The following is a 21,851-nucleotide window of genomic DNA, read 5'->3' as shown; positions in this document are numbered from 1 at the left end:
CTTAACAGGGCGGACGGACGTTCACCACCGCAGTCACCCGTCAGAGTCGCCCTGCCGCCTTCAGCGCCAGGTAGCGGTCCGCCAACGCCGGCGGCAGCTCCTCCGGCACCGCGTCCACCACGCTGACCCCGTGCCGCCCCAGGCGTTCCGTCACGCGCCGGCGCTCGGCCACCGTCCGCGACGCCGCCGCCGCGTCGTACACGGCTTCCGCGTCGTCGCGCCCGGACAGCATCTCCGCCACCCGCGGGTCCGCCACCGACGCCACGATCAGCTCGTGCCGCGCGGTCAGCGAGCTCAGCACCGGGAACAGCCCCTCCTCCAGCGGTGCCGCGTCGAGCCCGGTCAGCAGGACGACCAGCGCCCGGCGCCGGGTTCGCTGGAGCACCTCCGCGACCATCCCCCGCGCGTCCGTCTCGACCAGCGACGGCTCGATCGGCGCCATCGCGTTCACCAGCGACGTCAGCAACGCCGCCCCCGACGAACCCTGCACCGCCGCGCGCAGCCGCCGGTCGTACGCCAGCAGGTCGACGCGGTCGCCGGCGCGGGTCGCCAGGGCCGCCAGCAGCAGCGCCGCGTCCATCGCCGCGTCGAGGCGCGGGGCGTCGCCGACCCGGCCCGCCGACACGCGGCCCGTGTCGAGCACCAGCACCACGTGCCGGTCGCGCTCGGGCCGCCACGTCCGGACCATGACGTCCGCCGCCCGGGCCGTCGCGCGCCAGTCGATCGACCGGACGTCGTCGCCGATCACGTACTCGCGCAGCGAGTCGAACTCCGTGCCCTGGCCCCGGATCAGCACCGCGTTGCGGCCGTCGAGCTGCTGCAGCCGCGCCAGCCGCGACGGCAGGTGCTTGCGGCTGTGGAACGGCGGCAGCACGCGCACGGTCCACGGCACCTCGTGCGAACCCTGCCGCGCCGCCAACCCCAACGGCCCCACCGACCGGACCGTCACCCGCGCCGCCGTCCGGTCACCGCGCCGCGACGGCCGCAACGCGGTCACCAACGCCCGGCGCTCCCCCGGCGGGACGCGCAGGGCATGGCGGTCCGCAGCACCCGCCGAAGGCGGCCACGCGTCCCGCAGCAGGCCCCGCACCGCACGACGGCCCGGGTTGGCGACGACCAGCGTCACCTCGCACGGCTCGCCGAGCCGCACCGACGTGTCGCCCGACCGCCGGAACACCAGCGGCCGCACGCTCCCCGCCAGCACGAGGTCGACGACCACGAGCACCAGGAGCACGCCGCCGACCGCCAGGATCCCGAGGTCCGACGGCGCGAGCAGCCCGACCACCAGCGCGCCGAACAGCGCGAGCAGCCCGAGCCTTCCGGTGACGGCCATGTCAGCGCGGCACGGGCACGGACGCGAGCACGCGGTCCAGCACGCCGTCCGCGGTGACGCCTTCCAGCTCGGCCTCCGGCCGGACGTCCAGGCGGTGCCGCAGCGCGGGCCGGGCCAGCGCCTTGACGTCGTCGGGGGTCGCGTAGTCGCGGCCGGCGAGCCACGCCCAGGCCCGCGTCACCGCGAGCAACGCCGTGGCGCCGCGCGGGGAAACGCCGATGCGGACCGACGGCAGCTGCCGCGTCGCCCGGCACAGGTCGACGACGTACCCGATCACCTCGGGCCCGATCGTCACGCGCGCCACGGCTTCGCGCGCCGCCGCGAGTTCGGTGGCCCCGGCGACCGCCTTGAGGCCCGCCGCGGCGAGGTTGCGCGGGTCGAATCCCTGCGCGTGCCGCCAAAGGATGCCGATCTCGTCCTCGCGCGAGGGCGCCGGCATGGTCAGCTTCAGCAGGAACCGGTCCAGCTGCGCCTCCGGCAGCGGGTAGGTGCCCTCGTACTCCACCGGGTTCTGCGTGGCGATCACGATGAAGGGGTCGGGCAGCGGCCGCGACTTGCCGTCGAGCGAGACCTGCCGCTCCTCCATCGCCTCCAGCAGCGACGACTGCGTCTTCGGCGGCGTCCGGTTGATCTCGTCGGCGAGCAGCAGGTTCGTGAACACCGGGCCCTCGCGGAAGGAGAACTCGCCGCTGTGCGCGTCGTAGACGATCGAGCCGGTGACGTCGCCGGGCATCAGGTCGGGCGTGAACTGCACGCGCGTGGTCTCCAGGTCCAGCGACGCGGCCAGCGCCCGCACGAGCAGCGTCTTCGCCACGCCGGGGACGCCTTCGAGCAGCACGTGCCCCCGGCAGAGCAGCGCCAGGATCAGCCCGGTGACCGCGGCGTCGTTGCCGACGACGGCCTTGCCGACCTCGGCGCGCAGCGCGATCAGCGCTTCCCGGGCCCCCGTCGCGTTCTCGCTGGTCAAGTTCGCCCCACCTCTCGTTCCACCCTGTCCAGTTCGCCGGCCAGCCGGACCAGCGCCGGGTCGTCCGGCACCGCCGGGCCGTAGAGCACCGCGCCGATCTCGTTCGCCGGCCGCCCGGTCCGCTCGCTCACCGAGTGCACGAGCGCGGCCGCGTCGGCGTCGCGCGACAGGCCGAGCACGGTCCGCAGCCGCGTCCGCGCCGCCTCCCGCAGCGTCTCGCCCGCGTGGTCCGCGGCCTTCGCCCGCCGGTACAGCCGGGCGCGGCCCTCCGCGGTTTCGGCCGCGCGGACGACGATCGGCAGCGGCTCGGTGACCACCGGGCCGAGCCGGCGTCCCCGCCACAGCGCCAGCAGCGCCACGGCGATGAACGCCTGCGCGGCACCGTAGTACCAGCCGTCCGGGATCAGGTCGAAGATCGACTTGCGGGTGTCGTCCAGCCCCGGGTCGGCGATCGAGGGCAGGTACCAGACCAGCGTCGGGTGCTGCCCGAGCAGGCGCAGGCTCAGCGCCGCGTTGCCCTCGTCGGCGAGCCGCGAGTTGGTCAGCGGCGCCGACGAGCCGAGCAGCGTCGTCGTGCCGCCGGAGTCGGCGAGCTGCAGCAGCGTGCCGCCGCCATCGCCGGGGTAGCACGACCGCGCGCCGGGCGAGGCGTAGCCGACCCCGCCGAGCGTGACGTCGCCCGCCGCCACCGCCGCGGCGACCGTGCACTCCGGGTGCAGCGTGCCGACGTCGCTCTGGCCGACCGGCCGGACCAGCGGCAGCGAATCGTGCAGCGTCGGCGCGCCCGGCGTCACGAGGACGACGTCGGCGGCGTGCCGCCGCAGCGCGTCGAGCCGCTTGGCCGGGACCAGGTCCGGCTCGGTGACCAGCAGCGTCGCGTCTTCGCGGACGGCCGCGTCCGCTTCGTCCATCGAGTGCGCGGTGCGGACGTCGACACCCCGGTCCCGCAGGAGTTTCGCCAGCGCGTGTGCGCCACCGGGTTCGTAGGAGCCGGGTTCGAGCGCGCCGCGGGTCTGCTCGCCGCGGCCGAGCAGGAGCAGGGCGCCGGCGGCGAAGATCAGCACGACGAGGGCGAGCGGAATCCGCACCCCGCGCCAGATCCGGCGCACGTCCGGCGAAACCGAGGTGCTCACGGGGCCGCCAGGGCGACCGGACGTTCACGGCGGCAGCGCTCGTCCAGCTCGGTCAGCGCGCGGTAGGCGGCTTCGGTGCCTTCGCGGCCGCCGTAGTGGACGTCGTCGAAGAGCCGCGCGCCCTGCCGCAGCTCCGCGGCGACGTTCGGCAGCAGCACCCCGGCCTCGGCGGCGGCTTCGTCGGCCGTCCGGCCGGAGCGGGCGTCGAGCAGCGCGCGTTCCTCCAGGGCGCGCACGACGGCGCGGAAGCGGTCGCGGACGGCGTCGTCGTACCGGCCGGCCGCGGCGGCTTCGGCGGCCGCGCGGCGGTAGTCGTCCGCGCTCTGCCGCTTCCCGCCGAAGACGAGCCGGTCGGCCCGGGACGAGCGGGCGATCTTGCCGGTGCGCAGCCGGACCACCACGACGAGCACGATCAGCACCACAAGGATCAGCAGCACCCCGAAGATCCCGCCCGGGACCACGTTCGACACGCTGTTCAGCAGCTTCTGGAGCTGCTCGCCGAGCCACTGGACGAACTGCTCCAGGCCGCTCGGCCGTGCGGCCTGGTACTTCGGGTCGGACAGCTCCTCGGCCGCCGCGCGCCGCGCATCGTCCCGGTCGATGTCGACCGGGATGTCGGTGAGCAGCAACGTCACCATGCCCGCGGGGGCTGGACCCCGGCCGCGCGCGCCAGCTCGATGTCCATGCCCTCGCGGCGCATCCGCTGGTCGAGGTACACGATCACGGTGACCAGCGCGACGAACGGCGTGGCGACGGTTCCGGACACGATCTGGCCAGCCGACTGCAGCAGGAGTTCACCGGTGCCGGGCACGACCGTCCGCGCCGACGGGTTCAGGATCCCGCTGAACGCGCCGCTGCCGATGCTGAACGGCAGCTGGATGATGGCGTTGAACAGGTACGCGATCAGCCCGGCGAGCAGCAGGATGCCGAACACCCGCCAGAACGAGCCGCTGACCAGCCGCACCGACCGCGAGAACGCCTGCTTGAACGTGCCGCGCTCCAGCACGAGCGCCGGGCTGGCCAGCGCCCAGAACACGTAGGCGACGATGCCGGGGATGATGCACAGCAGCACGCCGAGCGTCGTGAGGATCGAGTAGGCGAACCCGACGCCCAGCAGCGGCCACAGCCGCGGCTGCACCTCGCTCCAGGCGATGCCGAAGGTGACTTCGCGCCCGAGCGCCGCGCGGCCCATCACCGCGGCCAGCAGCCCGTTCGCCACCGTCGTCAGCAACGTCGTGAGCAGCGCCGTCGGCAGCAGCGCGAGCAGCACGTCGCCGAACGCGCCGAACACGGCGTTGCGCACCTCCGCGTCCGTCGCGCCGGGGCCGAGCTCGGCCGTCGTGGCCAGGCTCTGCAGGTCGTCGTAGACGAACTTCTGCACGAGGAAGGTGACGGCGGCGGTGATCACCGCCAGCACCGCGCCGATGCCGAGGATGAGCAGCGGGTGGCGGCGGATCGTGGTGATCGCGCCGTCGAGGATGTCGCCGATGTTGAGCGGCCGCAACGCGATCACGCCCGGCTTGCCGAGCCCGTGCGGGCTCCAGGGGCGCTGCTGCTGGTACGGCTGCTGCTGGTACTGCGGCCGGGCGCCCCACTGCGGCTGCCCGGTGGCGGCCGGGCGCTCCCAGCCCGGCGGCGTCGCGGGGCCCGGGGCCGCCGCGGCGTCCGGCGGCTGCCACCCCCGCGGCGGCGTCGCCGGTGACGCGGAGTGGTCCGCGCCCGGCTTCGAATCACCCGATCCGGGGGGTACTGCCTGGGGAAGTCCCTGGCTGGGTGTCGGCGTGTCGTCGCCCTGGCCGCCGGGCGCGCCACCGGTGTCTGTCATCGAAGCCCCTCGCCTGCAGTACCTGCTTGCCCACACTCTTTCAGAGCCCGTTGCACCCGGCCAGACCTGGGGTGACGTCGGTGCGCGGTGACTCGGCGCGCACGGACGGGTGCGAGAGGGCCCGTTCCCCCGATATGCTGAATGGCGGGATCGGGTACCCCCGGTCCGTACCGAGACCCTTCGGGACTGCCTAGTGACGCAACCGCCCCACGGCCGCGTACCGCCTCGCGGGATCGTCCAGCCGCCGCCGGTGCCGGATGCGCAACCGGATCTTCCCTGGTTGGGCCGCCCCCACACCGTCTCCGCCCCGCGTCGCCGCTCCCCGGCGGCCGTGATCGGCGTGTGCCTCGGCGCCGTGGCCGTGCTGGTGCTCGGGCTGGTCGCGATCGTGGTCCTCAACCGCGGCGAGACGCCGTCGGCCAACGCGAACTTCCGCGACACGCCGACGTCCCAGGACCTCCCCTCGCAGCTGCCCGGTGGCGCGGGTGCCCCGGCGTCGGCGTCGGCCCCGCCGAGCGAGCTGTCGACGCCCAGCCCGACCGGCCCGCAGAAGATCCTCAAGCTGGCCGACCACCCGATCCTGCAGGACCCGAACGCCGGCCTGCAGAACCGCGTCTGCAACCTCCCCGCCTGGCAGAGCACGCAGGACGGCGCGGAAGCCTTCTTCACCGCCGCCAGCAAGTGCCTCGACGCGGCGTGGGGCCCGTTCCTCACGGCCTACCACCTGCCGTTCACCCCGCCGGCGCTGCACTTCCCGACCGGCGCGAGCTTCGAGACCGAGTGCGGCACCATCCAGGTCGGCATCGCGACCGCCGCGTACTACTGCGAAAACAACCTGTACGTCCCGTTCCGCGGGCTGCAGACCGACCAGTACGGCAACAACCCCGGCGTCTACCTGGCCCTGTTCGCCCACGAGTACGGCCACCACGTCCAGGAGGTCGCCGGGCTGATGGACGCGGCCTGGCAGAAGATCTACGAAGCCGGCCAGAACAGCCCGGCCGGGCTGGAGATGTCGCGGCGCAAGGAACTGCAGGCCCAGTGCTTCTCTGGCATGTTCCTCGGCGCGCACGTCGACCAGGGCGGCACGATCAGCCGCGACATGTACAACAAGGCCTGGAACGACCAGGAGACCCGCGGCGACAACACCTCCCGCAGCCACGACCACGGGACGAACGCGCACTACGCGTCCTGGTGGCGGGCGGGCGCGACGAGCAACCGGATCGCCGACTGCAACACCTTCGCGGCGCCGTCGTCCGAGGTCAGCTAGCTGTTTTGGGTCGCAGCGGGATGCTCAGCCAGAGGTAGACGAACATCCCGCCGGAGAAGCAGGCGAACACGAGCAGGAACAGGCCGACCGGGCGCCGCGCGTCCGACGCCCCGGCCGACGTGTCCGCGACGCGGACGGTGACCGTCCCCTGGTCCGGCAGCTGGTCGGGGACGCCGACCTCGACGCGCTCGCCTTGGCCGTGCCCGCAGCCATTCAGGGTGCCCTCGTGCGTCTTGCCCGCGACGGTGAACTTCACGGTCTCGACCGCGTCCGGCCGGTCGCACGGCGCGGGCTTGGTGACCTCGGCCGGCACCGGGGCGCCGACGTCGTCGTTCGAGATGCCCAGCAGCCCCGGCCCGGCCAGCCAGGCCAGCAGCACGACGAGCACACCCGCCGCGGCGGGGATCGCCACCGTGGGCCACTTGAGATCGAGTGATCGCGGGGGCACTTCGCCATGGTTCCAGATCCGCCGGGCAAAACCCAGGCGCCCCGGTCCCGCTCACCGGCGAAGCGGACCTACCGCTCGATCTTCTCCGCCTGCGTCACCTTCTTGACGTAGAGCAGCTTGTCGCCGGGCTCGATGGCGTCGGCCTGCGGGGCGTCCACGCGGTACAGGACACCGTCGCGGACCAGGCCGAGGACCAGGTCGGACAGGTGCCGCGGCGAACCGCCCTCTTCGGACGGTTCGACCGGCCGCTCGGCGATCGCCAGGCCCGACTCGGGCGTGAGCAGGTCCTCCATGATGTCCACGACCAGCGGCGTCGACGTCGCCATGCCGAGCAGCCGCCCGGCCGTCTCGCTGGACACGACGACCTGGTCGGCGCCCGACTGCTTGAGCAGGTGGACGTTCTCCGCCTCCCGCACCGACGCGACGATGTGCGCCTGGGGCGCCAGCTCACGGGCGGTCAGGGTGACGAGCACCGCCGTGTCGTCGCGGTTCGGGGCGACGACGACCGCGCGGGCGTGCTGCACCGCGGCGACGCGCAGGACGTCGGACCGGGTGGCCGAGCCGTGCACGGCGACCAGGCCGAGCGCGCTCGCCGCGTCGAGGGCCTGCTGGTCGGTGTCGACGACGACGATCTGGCCCGGGGCGACGGACTCGTCGCCGAGCAGCGCGTTGACGGCGGACCGGCCCTTCGTGCCGAACCCGACGACGACCGTGTGGTCGCGCACCTTCGTCCTCCACTTCTGGATCTTGAACGCCTGCCGGGAGCGCTCGGTGAGCACCTCCAGGGTGGTCCCGACCAGGACGATGAGGAAGAGCACCCGCAGCGGGGTGATCACCAGCACGTTCACCAGGCGGGCGGACGACGTGGCGGGCGCGATGTCGCCGTAGCCGGTCGTCGACAGCGAGACGGTGGCGTAGTACAGGCTGTCCAGCAGGGACAGGCCATCGCCGTTGGCGTCGCGGTAGCCGTCGCGGTCGACGTACACGATGACCACGGTGGCCAGCAGCGCGAGCAGGGCGCCGATGATCCGCTTCACGATCGCGCGCAGCGGGCTGACGGTCAGCTCGGGCATCCGCAGGACGCCGACGAGCTCGTGGTCCGGCCGATCGGTGAGACTGCCCAGCGGCAACCGCTTCAGGGCCTTCATGCTGGCTGGTGTCGAGCGTCACTCACGCCCGGAGGATAGCCGAACGGAGTACCGGGCCGCCGCGTGGAACGATCAGCCCATGGCCAACTCACAACGACCGGCCCGCTTCCTGGCCGGCGCGCTGGGCACGATGGGCGTGCTGCACTTGGCGGTCCCGAAGCCGTTCGACGAGCTGATCCCGGCGTCACTGCCGGGTTCCCGGCGGGCGTGGACGTACGGGTCGGGGGTCGCGGAGCTGGCGGTCGGGGTCGCGGTGGCGGTCCCCCGGACCCGGAGGCTGGGCGGCCTGGCGGCGGCGCTGCTGTTCCTGGGCGTGTTCCCGGGGAACGTGAAGATGGCGCTGGACGCGTCGTCCGCACCGGCCCCGCGCCGCGCGCTGGCGTGGGCCCGGTTGCCGCTGCAGTGGCCGCTGATCGCGTGGGCGCTGAAGGTCCGCGACCGGGCCTGAATCCGGTGCGGATCGAGATCACCGAGGTCCTCGACGGCGGCCTGGTTCGCTTCAGCTCACCGCTCGGCACGGCGTGCGCGCGCTGGCGCGGCTCCGAGCCTCCGCCGACTGGGCCGGTCGACGTGGAACTGGAGATCCCGGACGAGTTCCAGGACTGGGCGGCGGTGCCCCCGGGCGAGCCCGCGCTTTCCGGCGCCGGCGAACAGATCCTGCTGACGGCCCCGGTGGCCGCGAACGACGGCGGGTGGTCACCCTCCGGCTGGGCGGCAGCCTTGTGCAGGCCGAGCTCGCCGCGCCGGCCGTCCGGCCCGGCGCGTCGCTGCGGCTGACGGTCGAGGGCCTCGAGCTGTACCCGCTGAACCTGTAGTCACGCCTCCGGGATGTCCCGCAGCAGCCGTCGCAGGCCTTCGGGGTCCAGGAGGTCCGCCGGGCGGATCGTGCGGTTCGCCCGGACGTAGTGGAACGCCGCGCGGACCCGCTCCACCGGGATGTTCTTCAGCGCCGCCCACGCCATCCGGTACGCCGCCAGCTGGACCGCCAGCACCGGCAGCCGCGACTCAGGCGGCACCGAGCCCGTCTTCCAGTCCACGACCTCCCACGTGCCGTCCGGGTTCTGGAACACGGCGTCCATCCGGCCGCGCAGGGTGATGCCCTCCACGTCGGCCGTGAACGACACCTCCACCGCGTGCGGCACCCGCGTGGCCCACTCGCTCTTCTCGAACTCCGCCTGCAGCTCCTCGAAGTCCGCGTCCGGGGCTTCGCCGAAGTCGGCCGCGCCCGGGAGGTCGTCGATCTCGATGAGCTGGTCGCCCGCGAACCGGCGTTCCAGCCAGCCGTGGAACTCCGTGCCGCGGCGGGCGAAGCTGTTGGGCTCCACCGGGAGCGGGCGACGCAGGTCCGCCGCCAGCTTGCCCGCGTCGTCGGCCAGCGCGACCAGCTGGCTCACCGAAAGCCGCGACGGCAGCGGGACCCGGTGGACGTGGTCGTCCTTGCGCGCCCACTCCTCGAGCAGGACGTCGGTGTCGGTCAGCCAGCCGTCCGGATCGTCGTCCTCTTCGGACTCTTCTTCGTCCATACTGGACAGTGCCTCGGAGACCAGCTCCACCCCGGTCTGCACACCGGTGCGGCGGTCGGCCAGCGGGTCGACGGGCCAGCGCGCCTTGCGCGAGTCCGAAACCAGGGGGTTTTCGTCCTCCTTCTCCGGCTCCGGCGCCCACTCCGCGAGCTGCCCGACGCCGGTCTCGCGCAGGACGTCGCCGATCTCCGTCAGGAACTCCGACGGCCCCTTGTACCGGCTGCTGCTCTCGTTCCACCAGTGCCCGGAGACGATCAGCGCGTGCTCGGACCGCGTCAGCGCGACGTAGCAGAGCCGCCGTTCCTCCGCCTGCTCCCGCTCGACGAACCCGGCTTCGTGCAGTTCCAGTCCTTCTTGGACTTCCTTGCGGTCGTAGCCCTCGGCGATCCGCAGCTCCGGCAGGTCCTGCGAGTCACCGCGCAACGCGGCGGGCAGCGACGTCGCCGTCCGCAGCCACGACGACGAGCGCCGCCGGCCCGGGAAGACGTCCTGCACCAGGTGCGGGACGGCGACAACCTCCCATTCGAGGCCCTTCGCCGAGTGCACGGTCAGCACCTGCACGCGGTCCGGCACGACCTCGACCTCGCCCGGGGTCAGCCCGTCTTCGGCGTGCGCGGCGGTGTTCAGGTAGTCCACAAAGGACAGCAAAGTCGCGGTCGGAGCCGTTTCGGCGTAGTCGGTGACGACTTCGGCGAACGCGTCGAGGTGCGCGCGCCCGGCGGATCCCGGGCGCGCCAAGGATTCCACGTCGAGGAGCATCGTGCGTTCGACGTCGGCGACGAGCTCCGGCAGCGACTGGTCGAGGCGCCGCCGCAGCGCCGCGAGCTCCCAGCCGATCCGCCGGATGCGCTGGTAGCCCGCTTCGGAGTACCGCTCCGGCGAACCGGGCTCGTCGATGGCGTCGATGAGCCCGGCCTGTTCGACGCGCTCCACGACCAGCTCCGGCTCGTCCGATGCCTTCTCCGGGCTGGAGAGTTCACCCGCCCGCCGCCACAGCGCGGCGACGTCGGCGGCCGCGAGCCGCCAGCGCGCACCGGTCAGCAGCCGGGCCGCCGCGCTGCCCGACAACGGGTCGGCGAGCACCTTCAGCGTCGAAACGAGGTCCGCGACCTCGGGCTCGTCGAGCAGCCCGCCGAGCCCGACGACCTCGACCGGCAGCCCGCGCGCCCGCAGCTCGGCGGCGATGGGCGCCATGTCGGCGCGGCGTCGCACGAGCACGGCGGCCGTCGGCGGTTTGCCCGTCTCCTCTTGTTGCGCGTGCCAGCGGCGCGCCATCGCGTCGGCGACCCACTCGCGCTCGGCGCGGATGTCCGGCAGCAGCGCGGCCGCGATGTCCGCCGGTCCGGCGCCTTCGCGCGCCCGCAGCCGTTCGACGCCGAGGCCGCGCGCCCGCAACGGCTCGGCGATCGCGTTGGCGAGTTCGAGGATCTCCGGCGGGTTGCGGAAGCTCGTCAGCAGGCCAAATTCGTGCGCGGGGACGAGCTCCTCCCCGTCGTGGCGGGGGAAGTCCGTGGTGAAGCGGGGCAGGTTGGCCGCGCTGGCACCGCGCCAGCCGTAGATGGCCTGCGCGGGGTCGCCGACGGCGGTGACCGGCATCGGCTGGTTCTCGACGCCGCCGAACAGCGCCCGCAGCAGGACGCGCTGGGCGTGCCCGGTGTCCTGGTACTCGTCGAGCAGGACGGCGCCGAAGCGTTCACGCTCCCCGCGTACGACCGACGGGTACCCGCTCGCGAGCTGGGCGGCGAGGGACATCTGGTCGGCGAAGTCGAGCGCGCCTTCGTTGCGCTTGCGGCGGTGGTACTCCTCGACGAGCGGCAACAGCGCGAGCCGGAAGTGTTGCGCGGCCATGATTTCGGTGAGCTTCTGCGGGAGCGCGGCCCGCTGCCCCTTGGCGCGCGGGGCGTTCTCGATGACGCGGCACATCCACGTCGTGTACTCGGCGAGCTGCTCGGTCGAGATGAGGTGCTCGCCCAGTTCGCCGGCGAGCTGCAGGAGGTCCGCGGTGACGGTGGGCGGCACGCGGTCGGTGTCGAGCTCGTTGTCCCAAGTGGACACCACCCGGTGCGCGATCTGCCACGACGAGGTTTCGGACAGCAGCCGGACACCGGGTTGGACGGGGAGGCGCAGGCCGTGTTCGGAGAGGAGGCGGCCGGCGTAGGCGTGGTAGGTGAGGACGGTCGGCTCGCCGGCGACCACAGTGGACCGCAGGCCGCCGGACGGGTCGAGCCGGTCGAGCAGCCCGGAGCCGGCCAGTCGCCGCAGCCGCGCGCGGACGCGTTCCCCGAGCTGGCGCGCGGCTTTGCGGGTGAAGGTGAGGCCGAGGACGCGGTCGGGGCTGACGATCCCGTTGGCCACGAGCCAGACGACCCGCGCGGCCATGGTTTCGGTCTTCCCGGCCCCCGCCCCGGCGACGACGAGCGACGGTTCCACGGGCGCGGCGATGACGACGGCTTGTTCGGGGGTCGGCCGGTGCAGCCCGAGGGCATCGGCGAGTTCGGCGGGCTCGACGGGGTTGGCGATGACGAGCGGGCTCACCCACGCCCCCCACCCGGTCGTGAGGGAGAAACAGGGTCAGAACACTGTTTCTCACTCACGACGTCTCTTGACCGGCTCACGGCCCCGGCACCTGCCTGCCCTCCGGCCGCAGCGGGCAGCACCCGCGGGCCGGACACCGGTCGCAGTCCGGGTTCTCCTGCGCCTGGTAGTCCGGCCCCGCCGCCGAAGCCGCCGCGTCGCGGACCAGCTCCAGCCACTGCTTGCCGCCCACCTCGTCCAACGGCGGCTGGGACCGCTCGGTCGCCCCCGTCTTGTTGTTGCCCTTGGCGACGTAGACCAGCCGCGCCCCGCCGGGCTCGTTGCTGCCCTTGATCGCCCCCAGCAGCACCGCCAGCTGGTACGCCGCCAGCTGCGGGTGCGCCTCCGCGTCCGCGCTCGACACCGGGACCTTGCCCGTCTTGATGTCGACGATCACCGGCCGCCCGTCGGCGTCCAGCTCCACCCGGTCGACCCGCCCGCGCAGCAGCACCCGGACCTCGTCCTCGCCCCCGGCCGGCAGCTCGACCTCGATGTCCTGCTCGACCCCCGCCGCCTTCAGCTCCGCCCGGCTGCGCTCCAGCCACGTCACGAAGTTCTGCAGCATCTGCTCGACCCGCCGCCGCTCTCGCCGGGAGAACCACGGCGCCCCGGCGTCGACGCGCACCCACGCCTCGTCCAGCGCCGCCTGCAGCTCGGCGTCCGTGCGCCCCGACGCCACCGCCTGCGCCAGCCCGTGCACCAACGTCCCGGTGACCGCGGCCAGCTGCGCCGGGTCGGAACCGCCGTGGCGCTCGATCATCCAGCGCAGCGGGCACTTCGTCAGGATTTCCACTGTGGACGGTGAGATCCGGATCAGGTCGCCCGGCCGGTGCACCGGCTCGTCGGTCGACGCCGGCAGCAGTCCGTACCAAGTGGACGGATGGGCGCCCGGCACCTTCGCCTCGGCCAGCCGCGCCAGCTGCTTGGCCGCGCGCCGCCGGCGCACGGGGTCGGCCTTGTCGTCGCAGACGACTTCGCGCAGCTCCCCCACCAGCTCGGCCAGCACCAGCGACCGCCCCGGCGGCTTCATCCGCGAGTCGAGCCCGCCGTCGTCGGCGCCGTTCTCCTCGAGGTCGTCGAGGAACCGCGACGGCTGCTCGTCCTCTCCGGACACCGCCGTGACGAGCAGCGTCTGCTTCGCCCGGCTCATCGCCAGGTAGAACAGCCGCCGTTCCTCCGCCAGGATCGGCGCGGTCGCGGAGACGGCGTCATCGTCCACACCGGACATCAGGTCCTTCAGCCGTTCCACGCCCAGCACGGATCCACGCAGCCGCAGGTCCGGCCACGCTCCTTCTTGGACACCCGCGACGGCGACGACCGTCCACTCGCGACCCGCGGCCGCGTGCGCGGTCAGCAGCGACACCCCGTCCGAAGGCACAGCCGCCGGTGCCAGCGTGTCGCCCGCGATCTGTTGCGCCCCCAGGTAATCCGCGAAGGACGCGACACTCGCGCGCGGCAGCCGGTCGACGTACCGGCCGGCGGCGTCGAACAGCGCCACGACGGCGTCGAGGTCGCGGTCAGCCTGCGCCCCCAGCGATCCGCCGCGTTCGACCTGCTTCAGCAGCTTGTCCTGCAGCCGGCTTTCGTTCCACAGCTGCCACAACACTTGCTCTACGCCGTCGCCGCGCGCCACGGCCTGGTGCGTGACGCGCAGCAGCCCGCCGACGCGCCGCACCGGCTCGGCCTCGGCGTCGGCGAGCCCGGCGAGGATGTCCCCGCCGCGCAACGCTTCGACGAGCAGTTCGTCGCTCGACCGCTGGCCACCCCCGGCCAGTTCGAGCCGACGCAGACCTCGGCGCAACCGCCGCAGCGCCAACGGATCCGCGCCGCCGAGCGCCGACGACAGCAGCATTTCGGCGAGGTCGACGTCGAGGAGTTCGGGCGCGGGCGCGAGCTTCAGCACGGCCAGCAACGGCCGCACCGCGGGCTGGCGCGCCAGCGGCAGCTCCTCGGTCGCCGAGCCGATCGGGACGCCGGCGGCGCGCAAAGCCCGCTGCAGCACCAGGAAAGTCCGCGCCGGCGACCGGACGAGCACCGCGATCTCCGACCACGGCACGCCGTCGACGAGGTGCGCGCGGCGGAGCTGGTCGGCGATCCAGCTGGCCTCGGCGGCCGGCGTCGGCATCACGCGGACCCGCACGTTCCCGCCGGAAGCCCCCGCGGGCGGGACGATCTTGCGGTGCTGGGACAACCCGGGCAGCGTCGCGCCGATCTTCGCCACGGCCAGGCGGACGGCCGGGGCGAGCCGGTGGGCCGTCGTGAGCGTGACGGTCCGGCTGCCGTCCGGGTCGGCGTCGGCGAACAGGCTCGCGTCGGCGCCGCGGAAGGAGAACACGTTCTGGTCGGGGTCGCCGGCGACGACGAACTCCGCCGCGGTGTGCCCGATCACCCGGACCAGGCTGGTCTGCAGCGGGTCGAGGTGGTGGGCGTCGTCGACGAACAGGTGCCGCACGCGGGTGCGCTCGCGTTCGCGCAGCTCGTCGTCGTCTTCGAGGGCGAGCAGCGCGGAGGTGACCAGCTCGGCGGCATCCAGCGCGGGCGCGCTCGCCACGCCGAGGGCGTTGCCGCCCGCGCCCTGCAGCTGCGTGACCTCTTCGTACTGCGCCCAGAACTGCCCGGCGGCGATCCACTCCTCGCGGCCGCGGCGCCGGCCCAGCTCGGCGAGGTCCTCCGGGCCCAGCCCGCGTTCGGCGGCGCGCATCAGCAGGTCGCGCAGCTCCTCGGCGAACCCGGGGACCATCAGCGCCGGCCGCAGCTGCTCGGGCCAGTAGCCTGCCTCCTCGTCGAGGTCGCCGGCCAGCAGCTCGCGGACGACGACGTCCTGCTCGGCACCGGCGAGCAGCCGCGGCGGCGGGAGCTCCTCGGCCATCGCCTCCAGGCGCAGCAGCGAGTAGGCGTACGAGTGGACCGTGCGGACGAGGGGTTCGCGGACGGTGCGCGGCAGCGGCCGCGCCTGCTCGGGGTCGAAGGTGAGCCGGCGGGTGATGTCGGCGCGCAGCGCGTCCGCGGCCTTGCGGGACGTGGTGAGCACCAGCACGCTCTCCGGGTCGGCCCCCTCGGCGATGCGGCGGGTGGCGGCCGACGCGAGCAGCGCCGTCTTGCCGGTGCCGGGCCCGCCGAGCACGCGGCGGAAGCCCCCGGGTGCGGAGAGCACGCGGCGGGCGCCTTCGTCCCAGGTGAACGTGGGTGCGTCGGTGATCGGCGTGCGCACCAGCCGCGCGTCCGCCCGCCCCGTTCGCCTCGCGTTCACCCAGCGATGGAACCACGACCGGAGTAACCGGCGTGGCACCGGCACACCTTAACGGCGGTGCGTTCGGCGAAGGTGCCGGAGCGTGCGGCGGACGGCTGCGGAAAGTGTCGTACCCCTCCGGCAGAGTGTCGGTATGGACGACGTTCTGCACGAGCGGGTGCGGGAGATCATCGAGTCGGTGCCGGCCGGCACGGTGGCCACGTACGGCGACATCGCGGCGCTCGCCGGCGCGCCCTCGCCACGGATGGTCGGCGCCATCCTGGCCGAAGACGGGCACGACCTGCCGTGGCACCGGATCCTGCGCGCGAACGGGACCCCGGCGCCGCACCTGGTGCACGACCAGCTCGAGCGGCTGCGCGCGGAGGGCGTGCTGGCCGACGGCCAGCGCGTCGACCTGCGGAAGTACCGCTGGAAGCCCGGCGGTGACGAAGATCCGGGTGAGGAGGGACCGTTCTGACCGTTGATTCTTAGGTTAGCCTCACCTAATGACGACACAGGTGAAGCGGCCGGCTTTGACGTACCACCGGGCCCGGGTGACCGCGGTCCGGCCGGTCACTCCGCAGATGGTGCGCGTGACGTTCGAAGCGGCCGGTTTCCGCGAAGTGCCGCCCGGGGCGCCGGACCAGTACGTCAAGGTCTTCTTCCCGCTGGCCGGGCAGGAGGAGCCGCGGCTGCCGGAGACCGGCTCCGACGTCATGTCGTGGTACCGGACGTACCTGGCGATGCCGGACGACGTCCGCCCGCCGATGCGCACGTACACGGTCCGGGCGCACCGGCCCGAGCCGGCGGAGATCGACGTCGACTTCGCGCTGCACGGCGACACCGGGCCGGCCTCGGCGTGGGCGTCGCGCGCGGCGGCGGGCGACCGCGTCGCGTTCCTCGGCCCGCACGGCCTGTACGACGTGCCCGGCGGCACCGACTGGCAGCTGCTGGTCGGCGACGAAACGGCGTTGCCCGCGATCATCGAGCGGCTCCCGGCCGGCACGCGCGCTTCGGCGTACATCGAGGTGCCGGAACACGGCGAGCGCCAGACGTTCGAGACGCGCGGAGCGGTCGAAGTCCACTGGCTGATACGCGGGTCGCGCCCGTTGGGAGAGGCACTGCTCGACGCGGTGCGCGCGGCGAGCTTCCCCGGCGGAGCACCCTACGCGTGGGTGTCGGGCGAAGCGGGTGTCGTCAAGCTGGTGCGGCGCCACCTGGTGCGCGAGCGCGAAGTCGACAAGCGGCGGATCTGCTTCACGGGCTACTGGCGGCTGGGGATCAGCGAGGAAGAGGCGAGCCGGGAGGCGGTCCGCGCGGCGGAGGCGGGCGAGGTGCCGGCCGACTGAACGTGCAACCACGGGGTTGCATTATGGCCCTTCGACGTGCAACCCTGGAGTTGCACAGGAGAGGAGTCCGTCGATGCTGATCGAACGCGAGATCCTGATCGCCGCCGCCCCGGAGAAGGTCTGGCCGCTGGTGGCCGAGCCCGGGTTCTGGGCGACCGACGACGAAACCGTCCGCGGCACGCTCGCCGAAGAAGGCCGGACGCTGGTGGTCACGCACTCCGAGCACGGCGACTTCCCGATCCGCGTCGAGAAGGTCGACCCGCCGCACTACCTGGCCTACCGCTGGGTGAGCGCGTTCCCCGGCGAAGAGCTGCGGGAGGACAACTCGACGCTCGTCGAGTTCACGCTGACCCCCGAGGGCGACGGCACTCGCCTGCGCGTGGTCGAAAGCGGGTTCACCGAGCTGCCGACGTCCGACGCGAACCGCCGCAACGTGGTCGAGGACCACACCGCGGGCTGGGAGGAGTGCCTGCCCGCGCTCGCCGCGCGCGTCGGCTGATGTCCACCGAAGTCGTCGACGGGGTGCTCGCCGCCCTGGCCGACCCGACCCGCCGCCGGCTCCTCGACCTGCTCGCCGCCCACGGCCAAGCCACGGCGACGACCCTGGCGGCCGGGATGCCGGTGTCGCGCCAGGCGGTGGTCAAGCACTTGACCGTCCTCGACGCGGCCGGGCTGGTCGAGGGCGTTAAGGCCGGCCGCGAAGTCCGGTACGCGGTGCGTCCCCACGCCCTGAACGCGACGGCCCGCTGGATGGCGGCGCTCGCGGCCGAGTGGGACCGCCGCCTGGCCAAGATCAAACGCTTCGCCGAGGAGTCCTGATGGAAATCGTCGACCGCGGAACATTCGAAGCATCCCTGGATCGCCTGCGCGCCAGGGAAAAGGCCCACACGCGCGAAGGCGACGCGATCGCGGCGGCCCGTCGGCGCCTCCCGGCGGTCGAGGTCGACGCGACGCTGCCGCTGCTCGGCCCGGAGGGTCCCATGACGCTGCTGGACGCGTTCGAGGGCCGCCGTCAGCTGATCGCGTACTACTTAATGTGGAACCCGGGCCGCCCGGCGGCCGAACAGTGCGAGGGCTGCACGTTCTACGCGAACCAGGTCGCGGAGTTGTCGCCGTTGCACTCGCGGGACATCACGTACGCGGTGTTTTCCCAGGGCCGCAACGTCAGCACCGAGCGGGCCGACGCGCGGACGTCGTACGAGGAAAGCCTGCGCTACCGGGCGTTCATGGACTGGCGGATGCCGTGGTATTCGGCGCAGCCATCGCTCGGGGAGCTGCTGTCCGGGCGCGAGATCGGGTTGTTCCACCTGGTCTGTTACGTCCGCGACGGCGACCGCGTGTTCGAGACGTACTGGACGAAACGCCGTGGCGTGGAGGCGATGGACTACAGCTACGCGCTGATGGATTTGACGCTGTACGGCCGCCAGGAGTCCTGGGAGGACTCACCGGAGGGCTGGCCCCAGGAGCGCACGAACGTCCGAACCGAAGCGGGCGCGCCCGAGTGGCCGCCGCTGACGGCGTGGCCGGGTGGCCGGCCGATCGCCCAGTGGGAGCGGCTGGCAGCCGGCCGTTCGGACGACCTCGGCGCTACGACCGGATCTCCGACGCCCCATCGGTGCCACTGAGCGTCGTGACCAGCAGTTTCACCAACGCACCCAGCCGCTGGCGCTCCGGCTGCACCGTCTCCACGCCCACCTCTTCCAACGGCGCCGCCGTCACCGGGCCCACGCACGCCACCACCAGCGGCCCGCGCAAAGCGGCCAGCAACGACTCGTACCGTCCGTACTCCCGAGCGAGAGCCAAAAAGTTCGCCGCCGCCGGAGCGCTCGTGAAGGCCAGCGCCCCCAGTGAACCGGCCACCGCCGCGTCGATCAGCTCGTGCACCGGCGTCACGTCCGGCGGGGAGTACCACCGGTACGGCTGCAGCTCGACCACCGAAGCCCCGGCCTCGACCAGCGGCGCGGTGTGCTCCGGCAGCGGCGTCCCGTGCAGCTGGACCGCGACCCGCGCCCCCGAAACACCCGCGGACACCAGCGAACCGAACAGTTCCGAATTGCTCTCCGAAGAGGCCGAAAAGGACTCACGCAACCCCGCGCCACGAACCGCGCCGACCGCCTTCGGCCCGCGCGCGTAGATCCGCGACTCCCCCAACCGCTCCAGCAGGGAATCCGCAAGCCCCCAGTCCGAAGCCGCGGCGACCCAGCCGCGGAAGCCCGCTCCCGTCGTCACCACCGTGAAGTCGATCGGCGAGGCGAGGAGCTTCGACGTCGCCGCGCGCAGTTCCGGGTCGCTGTCCAGCGGCACGATCGTGATCGTCGGCGCGTGGCGGACGTCGGCGCCGTGGCGTTCGAGGGCCGTGATGAAGTCCTCCGCCCGGCGTTCGGCCGTGACCCCGATCGCGATGCCGCTCAGCTCACCCATAGAACGCGCCCATCTCTTCGATCGCTTGCGCCAGCTCCGCACGCAGGTCCGCCGGTTCGAGGACCTCGAGGTGCGGCCCGAACCGGAGCAGCTCGCCGATCGCCGGTTCGCCCGGCTCCACCGGCAGCTCCACGGTGAGCCAGCCGTCCGCGTCGGGTTCCCCGGTCGCCGCACGCAGCGCGCGGGCGCCGACCGAGCCCGCGTAGAACGGTACGAGAGCCTGCGCCCGCGGCGACAACCGCACCACGGCCACCCGCGGGAACATCCGGCGTTCGAACTGGTCGGACCACTCCTGCCAGTACCGGGCGAGGTCGAACCCGGCGGGCCGCTCGAACTCCTCGCCCAGGTCGGTCAGCTCCAGCACCCGCGAGATCCGGTAGGTCCGGTCGGTGCCCTCGCAGCGGCCGGCGAGGTACCAGTTGCCCGCCTTGAGGATCAGGCCCAGCGGCTCGACGTCCCGCTCGACGACGCGCTGCCCCCACCGCTCGTAGCGGATCCGGATCCGGTGCGACGACCAGACGGCGTCGGCGATCGCGGACAGCGCCGGCAGGCTTTCGATGCCCCGGTGCCAGCCGGGGACGTCCAGGTAGAACCGCTCGGCGACGCGGCCGGCGCGGTCGCGCAGCTCCTGCGGCAGCGCGGCGTAGAGCTTGAGCTGGGCCGCCGCCAGCACGGTGCCGAGCCCCAGCTCGGCCGCCGCGACGGGCAGTCCCGCCAGCGACAGCGACTGCGCCTCCTCCTCGGTCATCCCGGTGAGCCGGGTGCGGTAGCCGTCGACCAGGCGGTACCCGCCGGTCCGGCCGCGGTCGGCGTACACCGGGACACCGGACGCCGACAGCGCGTCGATGTCGCGGTAGACCGTGCGCACCGAGACCTCGAGCTCCTCGGCCAGCTCTTCGGCCGTCATCCGGCCGCGGTTCTGCAGCAGCAGGAGGACGGACAGGAGCCGGCTGGCGCGCATGGACCCAAGTTTGACAGAAAAACCTGACACAAGCTGACAGGTATGCCCGGCAGGGTGGTCCCCATGAACGGATTCACGACGAAGAACTGGGAAGAAAAGATCGTCAGCGGCGTCGAGGGCGGCCCCCGGGTGGCCCACGCCCGCGCCACGATGGCGTACCAGGGGGTCATCGAAGGTGAGTCGACCTGCGACCTTCTGCTGTACTACGCGGGCGAGGGCTACAACAGCGGTGAGACGACGTCGCCGAGCTTCGAGCGCTTCGAGGGCAAGGTCGACGGTCGCGAAGGGACGTTCATCGTGCGCCACGAGTACACGTTCGACGCCAAGGGCATCGCCTCGACGTTCACCGTCGTGCCCGGCTCGGGCACCGGCGAGCTGACCGGGCTGACCGGCGGCGGCACGTCCGGCGGCGCGATGGGCGAGGACCGGCTGGGCTACACGTTCGAGTACGCGTTCTAGGAGTCGCAAGTGGACCGTCGTCAGGTACTCGCCTACCGCATCGCCGAGCACGGGCTGCACCGCACCGCGCGGGACGTCGCCGACCTCGCGGTCGTCCGGGCCGGGCTGCAGGACAGCATGCGCGACACCGCGCTGCTGGCCCTGGCCGCCCGGCTGGACGGCGACGTGTCCCTTGTGGACGACGAGCGGCTGGTGCTCGCGTGGACGCTGCGCGGCGCGCCGCACTACCACCTCCGGACGGACCTGCCCGAGGTGATCCGGGCGCTGGTCCCGCTGGACGACGCGGACGCGCTGGCCCGGATGCTGTGGCAGCGCAAGGAACTGGCGGCGACCGGCCTCGCGGCGTCCGAAGTGGTCTTCACGGCGGCGGCGGCCCTCCGCGCGGTGGTCAAGGAGCCGATGACCAAGGGCGAGGTGTCGACGGCGGTGACCAAGAAGCTGCCACCCGGGTTCGCCCGCTGGTGCCGCGGTTGCAACGCGACGCACATCCACGAGCAGCTGATGCGCATCGCGACCCCGCACGCCGGGGTCCGGCTGGTGGCCGGCGCGACGCCGGCGACGTTGGCTCCGCTGGAGGGCCGGGGCCGGATGCGCAAGACACCCGATGCCGCCGCGGCGACGGCGGTGGTCGAGTCGTACCTGCGCCTGAACGGTCCCGCGTCGCCGGGCGAAGCCGCCGAATTCGCCGGGACGGCCCGCGCGGTGGTCGACAAGACGTGGCCGTCGGACCTGGCGTCGGTGAAGGTCGAAGGCAAGACGCGTTACCTGCCGGAGGATCGCCTGGCGGCGCTGGAGAACCCGCCGGAGCCGGAGCTGGTGCGGCTGCTGCCGCCGCTGGACCCGTTCATCCAGGCCCGCGACAAGGCGCTGCTGGTCCCGGACCCGGCGCGCCGCAAGGAAGTCTGGAAGATGCTGGGCAACCCGGGAGTGCTGATCGCGGACGGCGACATCGCGGGCACGTGGCGCACCAAGGGCAGCGGCGCGAAGCTGACGTTCACGGTGACGGCGTTCGACCCGCTCCGCCCGGCGGTCCGCGAGGAAGCGGAAGCCGAGGCCGAGCGGGCGGCGGCGGCGCGGGGGTTCGAAAAGTACGCCGTCTCCTGGGCAGAGTCGTGATCGAATGAGGTCATGACTCGAAGTCACCACGGGCCGACCGAGAAAATCGACGATGACGAGCCCGCGATCGACCCGGCAGCAAATATCGAACACCCCGC

The 21,851-nt window shown here is 73.1% G+C and carries 21 protein-coding genes; 10 read left to right on the top strand and 11 right to left on the bottom strand.

The window, feature by feature from the left end; all coding sequences use genetic code 11:
- Positions 1-40: 40 nt before the first annotated feature.
- From ACZ7OH_RS41555 to ACZ7OH_RS41535, 5 genes are read right to left on the bottom strand one after another with little or no spacing between them, the layout of a single operon-like run.
- Positions 41-1,333: a DUF58 domain-containing protein gene (locus ACZ7OH_RS41555; RefSeq protein WP_470285910.1), complete on the bottom strand. Its 1,293-nt coding sequence runs from the start codon at positions 1,331-1,333 to the stop codon at positions 41-43.
- Position 1,334: 1 nt separating this feature from the next.
- Positions 1,335-2,300, bottom strand: coding sequence for an AAA family ATPase (locus tag ACZ7OH_RS41550; protein ID WP_470285909.1), 966 nt, complete (start codon positions 2,298-2,300; stop codon positions 1,335-1,337).
- Entirely contained in the window at positions 2,297-3,433 is a 1,137-nt protein-coding gene (locus tag ACZ7OH_RS41545) for a DUF4350 domain-containing protein (RefSeq protein ID WP_470285908.1), read from the bottom strand. Before ACZ7OH_RS41545 ends, ACZ7OH_RS41550 begins: the two co-directional genes overlap by 4 nt.
- Complete coding sequence (locus ACZ7OH_RS41540) at positions 3,430-4,071, bottom strand: DUF4129 domain-containing protein (protein ID WP_470285907.1); 642 nt, start codon at positions 4,069-4,071, stop codon at positions 3,430-3,432. The genes ACZ7OH_RS41545 and ACZ7OH_RS41540 overlap by 4 nt, the downstream gene beginning before the upstream one ends.
- Positions 4,065-5,258, bottom strand: a complete 1,194-nt coding sequence (locus tag ACZ7OH_RS41535; RefSeq protein ID WP_470285906.1) for a hypothetical protein — start codon at positions 5,256-5,258, stop codon at positions 4,065-4,067. The genes ACZ7OH_RS41540 and ACZ7OH_RS41535 overlap by 7 nt, the downstream gene beginning before the upstream one ends.
- 250 nt (positions 5,259-5,508) lie before the next feature.
- Between ACZ7OH_RS41535 and ACZ7OH_RS41530 the strand changes: the two genes are divergently transcribed.
- Positions 5,509-6,525 (top strand): neutral zinc metallopeptidase, encoded by a 1,017-nt coding sequence (locus tag ACZ7OH_RS41530; RefSeq protein WP_470285905.1) that lies wholly within the window; start codon positions 5,509-5,511, stop codon positions 6,523-6,525.
- Here the strand turns inward: ACZ7OH_RS41530 and ACZ7OH_RS41525 are convergent.
- Positions 6,518-6,937 (bottom strand): hypothetical protein, encoded by a 420-nt coding sequence (locus tag ACZ7OH_RS41525; protein WP_470285933.1) that lies wholly within the window; start codon positions 6,935-6,937, stop codon positions 6,518-6,520. The two genes, ACZ7OH_RS41530 and ACZ7OH_RS41525, sit on opposite strands and share 8 nt — an antisense overlap.
- Before the next feature lie 104 nt (positions 6,938-7,041).
- Positions 7,042-8,121 (bottom strand): potassium channel family protein, encoded by a 1,080-nt coding sequence (locus ACZ7OH_RS41520; RefSeq protein WP_470285904.1) that lies wholly within the window; start codon positions 8,119-8,121, stop codon positions 7,042-7,044.
- 79 nt (positions 8,122-8,200) lie between these two features.
- Between ACZ7OH_RS41520 and ACZ7OH_RS41515 the strand changes: the two genes are divergently transcribed.
- Positions 8,201-8,569, top strand: coding sequence for a DoxX family protein (locus ACZ7OH_RS41515; protein WP_470285903.1), 369 nt, complete (start codon positions 8,201-8,203; stop codon positions 8,567-8,569).
- 244 nt (positions 8,570-8,813) lie between these two features.
- Positions 8,814-8,936, top strand: coding sequence for a hypothetical protein (locus tag ACZ7OH_RS41510; protein ID WP_470285902.1), 123 nt, complete (start codon positions 8,814-8,816; stop codon positions 8,934-8,936).
- On the opposite strand, the gene ACZ7OH_RS41505 is transcribed toward ACZ7OH_RS41510, so the two are convergent.
- Entirely contained in the window at positions 8,937-12,179 is a 3,243-nt protein-coding gene (locus ACZ7OH_RS41505) for an ATP-dependent helicase (RefSeq protein WP_470285901.1), read from the bottom strand.
- A gap of 76 nt (positions 12,180-12,255) precedes the next feature.
- Positions 12,256-15,429 carry an ATP-dependent helicase gene (locus ACZ7OH_RS41500; RefSeq protein ID WP_470285932.1) on the bottom strand — a complete coding sequence of 1,058 codons (3,174 nt, stop codon included), beginning with the start codon at positions 15,427-15,429 and terminating at the stop codon, positions 12,256-12,258.
- Between the two features lie 172 nt (positions 15,430-15,601).
- Here ACZ7OH_RS41500 and ACZ7OH_RS41495 point away from each other — a divergent pair, with 172 nt between their 5' ends.
- From ACZ7OH_RS41495 to ACZ7OH_RS41475, 5 genes are all read left to right on the top strand, one after another.
- A complete protein-coding gene (locus ACZ7OH_RS41495) occupies positions 15,602-15,925 on the top strand; it encodes an MGMT family protein (RefSeq protein WP_470285900.1) in 324 nt (107 codons plus the stop codon).
- A gap of 28 nt (positions 15,926-15,953) precedes the next feature.
- Positions 15,954-16,796, top strand: a complete 843-nt coding sequence (locus ACZ7OH_RS41490) for a siderophore-interacting protein (protein ID WP_470285899.1) — start codon at positions 15,954-15,956, stop codon at positions 16,794-16,796.
- Between the two features lie 73 nt (positions 16,797-16,869).
- Positions 16,870-17,295: an SRPBCC domain-containing protein gene (locus ACZ7OH_RS41485; protein ID WP_470285898.1), complete on the top strand. Its 426-nt coding sequence runs from the start codon at positions 16,870-16,872 to the stop codon at positions 17,293-17,295.
- Positions 17,295-17,615, top strand: coding sequence for an ArsR/SmtB family transcription factor (locus tag ACZ7OH_RS41480; protein ID WP_470285897.1), 321 nt, complete (start codon positions 17,295-17,297; stop codon positions 17,613-17,615). Before ACZ7OH_RS41485 ends, ACZ7OH_RS41480 begins: the two co-directional genes overlap by 1 nt.
- On the top strand, positions 17,615-18,421 hold the full coding sequence (locus ACZ7OH_RS41475; RefSeq protein ID WP_470285896.1) for a DUF899 family protein: 807 nt from the start codon (positions 17,615-17,617) through the stop codon (positions 18,419-18,421). The genes ACZ7OH_RS41480 and ACZ7OH_RS41475 overlap by 1 nt, the downstream gene beginning before the upstream one ends.
- On the opposite strand, the gene ACZ7OH_RS41470 is transcribed toward ACZ7OH_RS41475, so the two are convergent.
- Positions 18,384-19,217 (bottom strand): uroporphyrinogen-III synthase, encoded by an 834-nt coding sequence (locus tag ACZ7OH_RS41470; RefSeq protein ID WP_470285895.1) that lies wholly within the window; start codon positions 19,215-19,217, stop codon positions 18,384-18,386. The two genes, ACZ7OH_RS41475 and ACZ7OH_RS41470, sit on opposite strands and share 38 nt — an antisense overlap.
- On the bottom strand, positions 19,210-20,178 hold the full coding sequence (locus ACZ7OH_RS41465; RefSeq protein WP_470285894.1) for a helix-turn-helix transcriptional regulator: 969 nt from the start codon (positions 20,176-20,178) through the stop codon (positions 19,210-19,212). Before ACZ7OH_RS41465 ends, ACZ7OH_RS41470 begins: the two co-directional genes overlap by 8 nt.
- Before the next feature lie 63 nt (positions 20,179-20,241).
- Here ACZ7OH_RS41465 and ACZ7OH_RS41460 point away from each other — a divergent pair, with 63 nt between their 5' ends.
- Complete coding sequence (locus ACZ7OH_RS41460) at positions 20,242-20,637, top strand: DUF3224 domain-containing protein (RefSeq protein ID WP_470285893.1); 396 nt, start codon at positions 20,242-20,244, stop codon at positions 20,635-20,637.
- A gap of 9 nt (positions 20,638-20,646) precedes the next feature.
- Positions 20,647-21,753 (top strand): DNA glycosylase AlkZ-like family protein, encoded by a 1,107-nt coding sequence (locus ACZ7OH_RS41455; protein ID WP_470285892.1) that lies wholly within the window; start codon positions 20,647-20,649, stop codon positions 21,751-21,753.
- Positions 21,754-21,851 lie beyond the last annotated feature (98 nt).

It is taken from the genome of Amycolatopsis sp. NPDC114478 (assembly GCF_055633805.1).
Note: the sequence above shows the minus strand (reverse complement) of the source record. Positions and strands in the feature narration are given on the sequence as shown.

Bases quoted from the DNA above. Each gene is read 5' to 3' on its own strand.
- ACZ7OH_RS41555 (WP_470285910.1), bottom strand. From the start codon at position 1,333: ATGGCCGTCACCGGAAGGCTCGGGCTGCTCGCGCTGTTCGGCGCGCTG.
- ACZ7OH_RS41540 (WP_470285907.1), bottom strand. From the start codon at position 4,071: ATGGTGACGTTGCTGCTCACCGACATCCCGGTCGACATCGACCGGGAC.
- ACZ7OH_RS41535 (WP_470285906.1), bottom strand. From the start codon at position 5,258: ATGACAGACACCGGTGGCGCGCCCGGCGGCCAGGGCGACGACACGCCG.
- ACZ7OH_RS41520 (WP_470285904.1), bottom strand. From the start codon at position 8,121: ATGAAGGCCCTGAAGCGGTTGCCGCTGGGCAGTCTCACCGATCGGCCG.
- ACZ7OH_RS41515 (WP_470285903.1), top strand. From the start codon at position 8,201: ATGGCCAACTCACAACGACCGGCCCGCTTCCTGGCCGGCGCGCTGGGC.
- ACZ7OH_RS41495 (WP_470285900.1), top strand. From the start codon at position 15,602: ATGGACGACGTTCTGCACGAGCGGGTGCGGGAGATCATCGAGTCGGTG.
- ACZ7OH_RS41490 (WP_470285899.1), top strand. From the start codon at position 15,954: ATGACGACACAGGTGAAGCGGCCGGCTTTGACGTACCACCGGGCCCGG.
- ACZ7OH_RS41485 (WP_470285898.1), top strand. From the start codon at position 16,870: ATGCTGATCGAACGCGAGATCCTGATCGCCGCCGCCCCGGAGAAGGTC.
- ACZ7OH_RS41480 (WP_470285897.1), top strand. From the start codon at position 17,295: ATGTCCACCGAAGTCGTCGACGGGGTGCTCGCCGCCCTGGCCGACCCG.
- ACZ7OH_RS41475 (WP_470285896.1), top strand. From the start codon at position 17,615: ATGGAAATCGTCGACCGCGGAACATTCGAAGCATCCCTGGATCGCCTG.
- ACZ7OH_RS41470 (WP_470285895.1), bottom strand. From the start codon at position 19,217: ATGGGTGAGCTGAGCGGCATCGCGATCGGGGTCACGGCCGAACGCCGG.
- ACZ7OH_RS41465 (WP_470285894.1), bottom strand. From the start codon at position 20,178: ATGCGCGCCAGCCGGCTCCTGTCCGTCCTCCTGCTGCTGCAGAACCGC.
- ACZ7OH_RS41460 (WP_470285893.1), top strand. From the start codon at position 20,242: ATGAACGGATTCACGACGAAGAACTGGGAAGAAAAGATCGTCAGCGGC.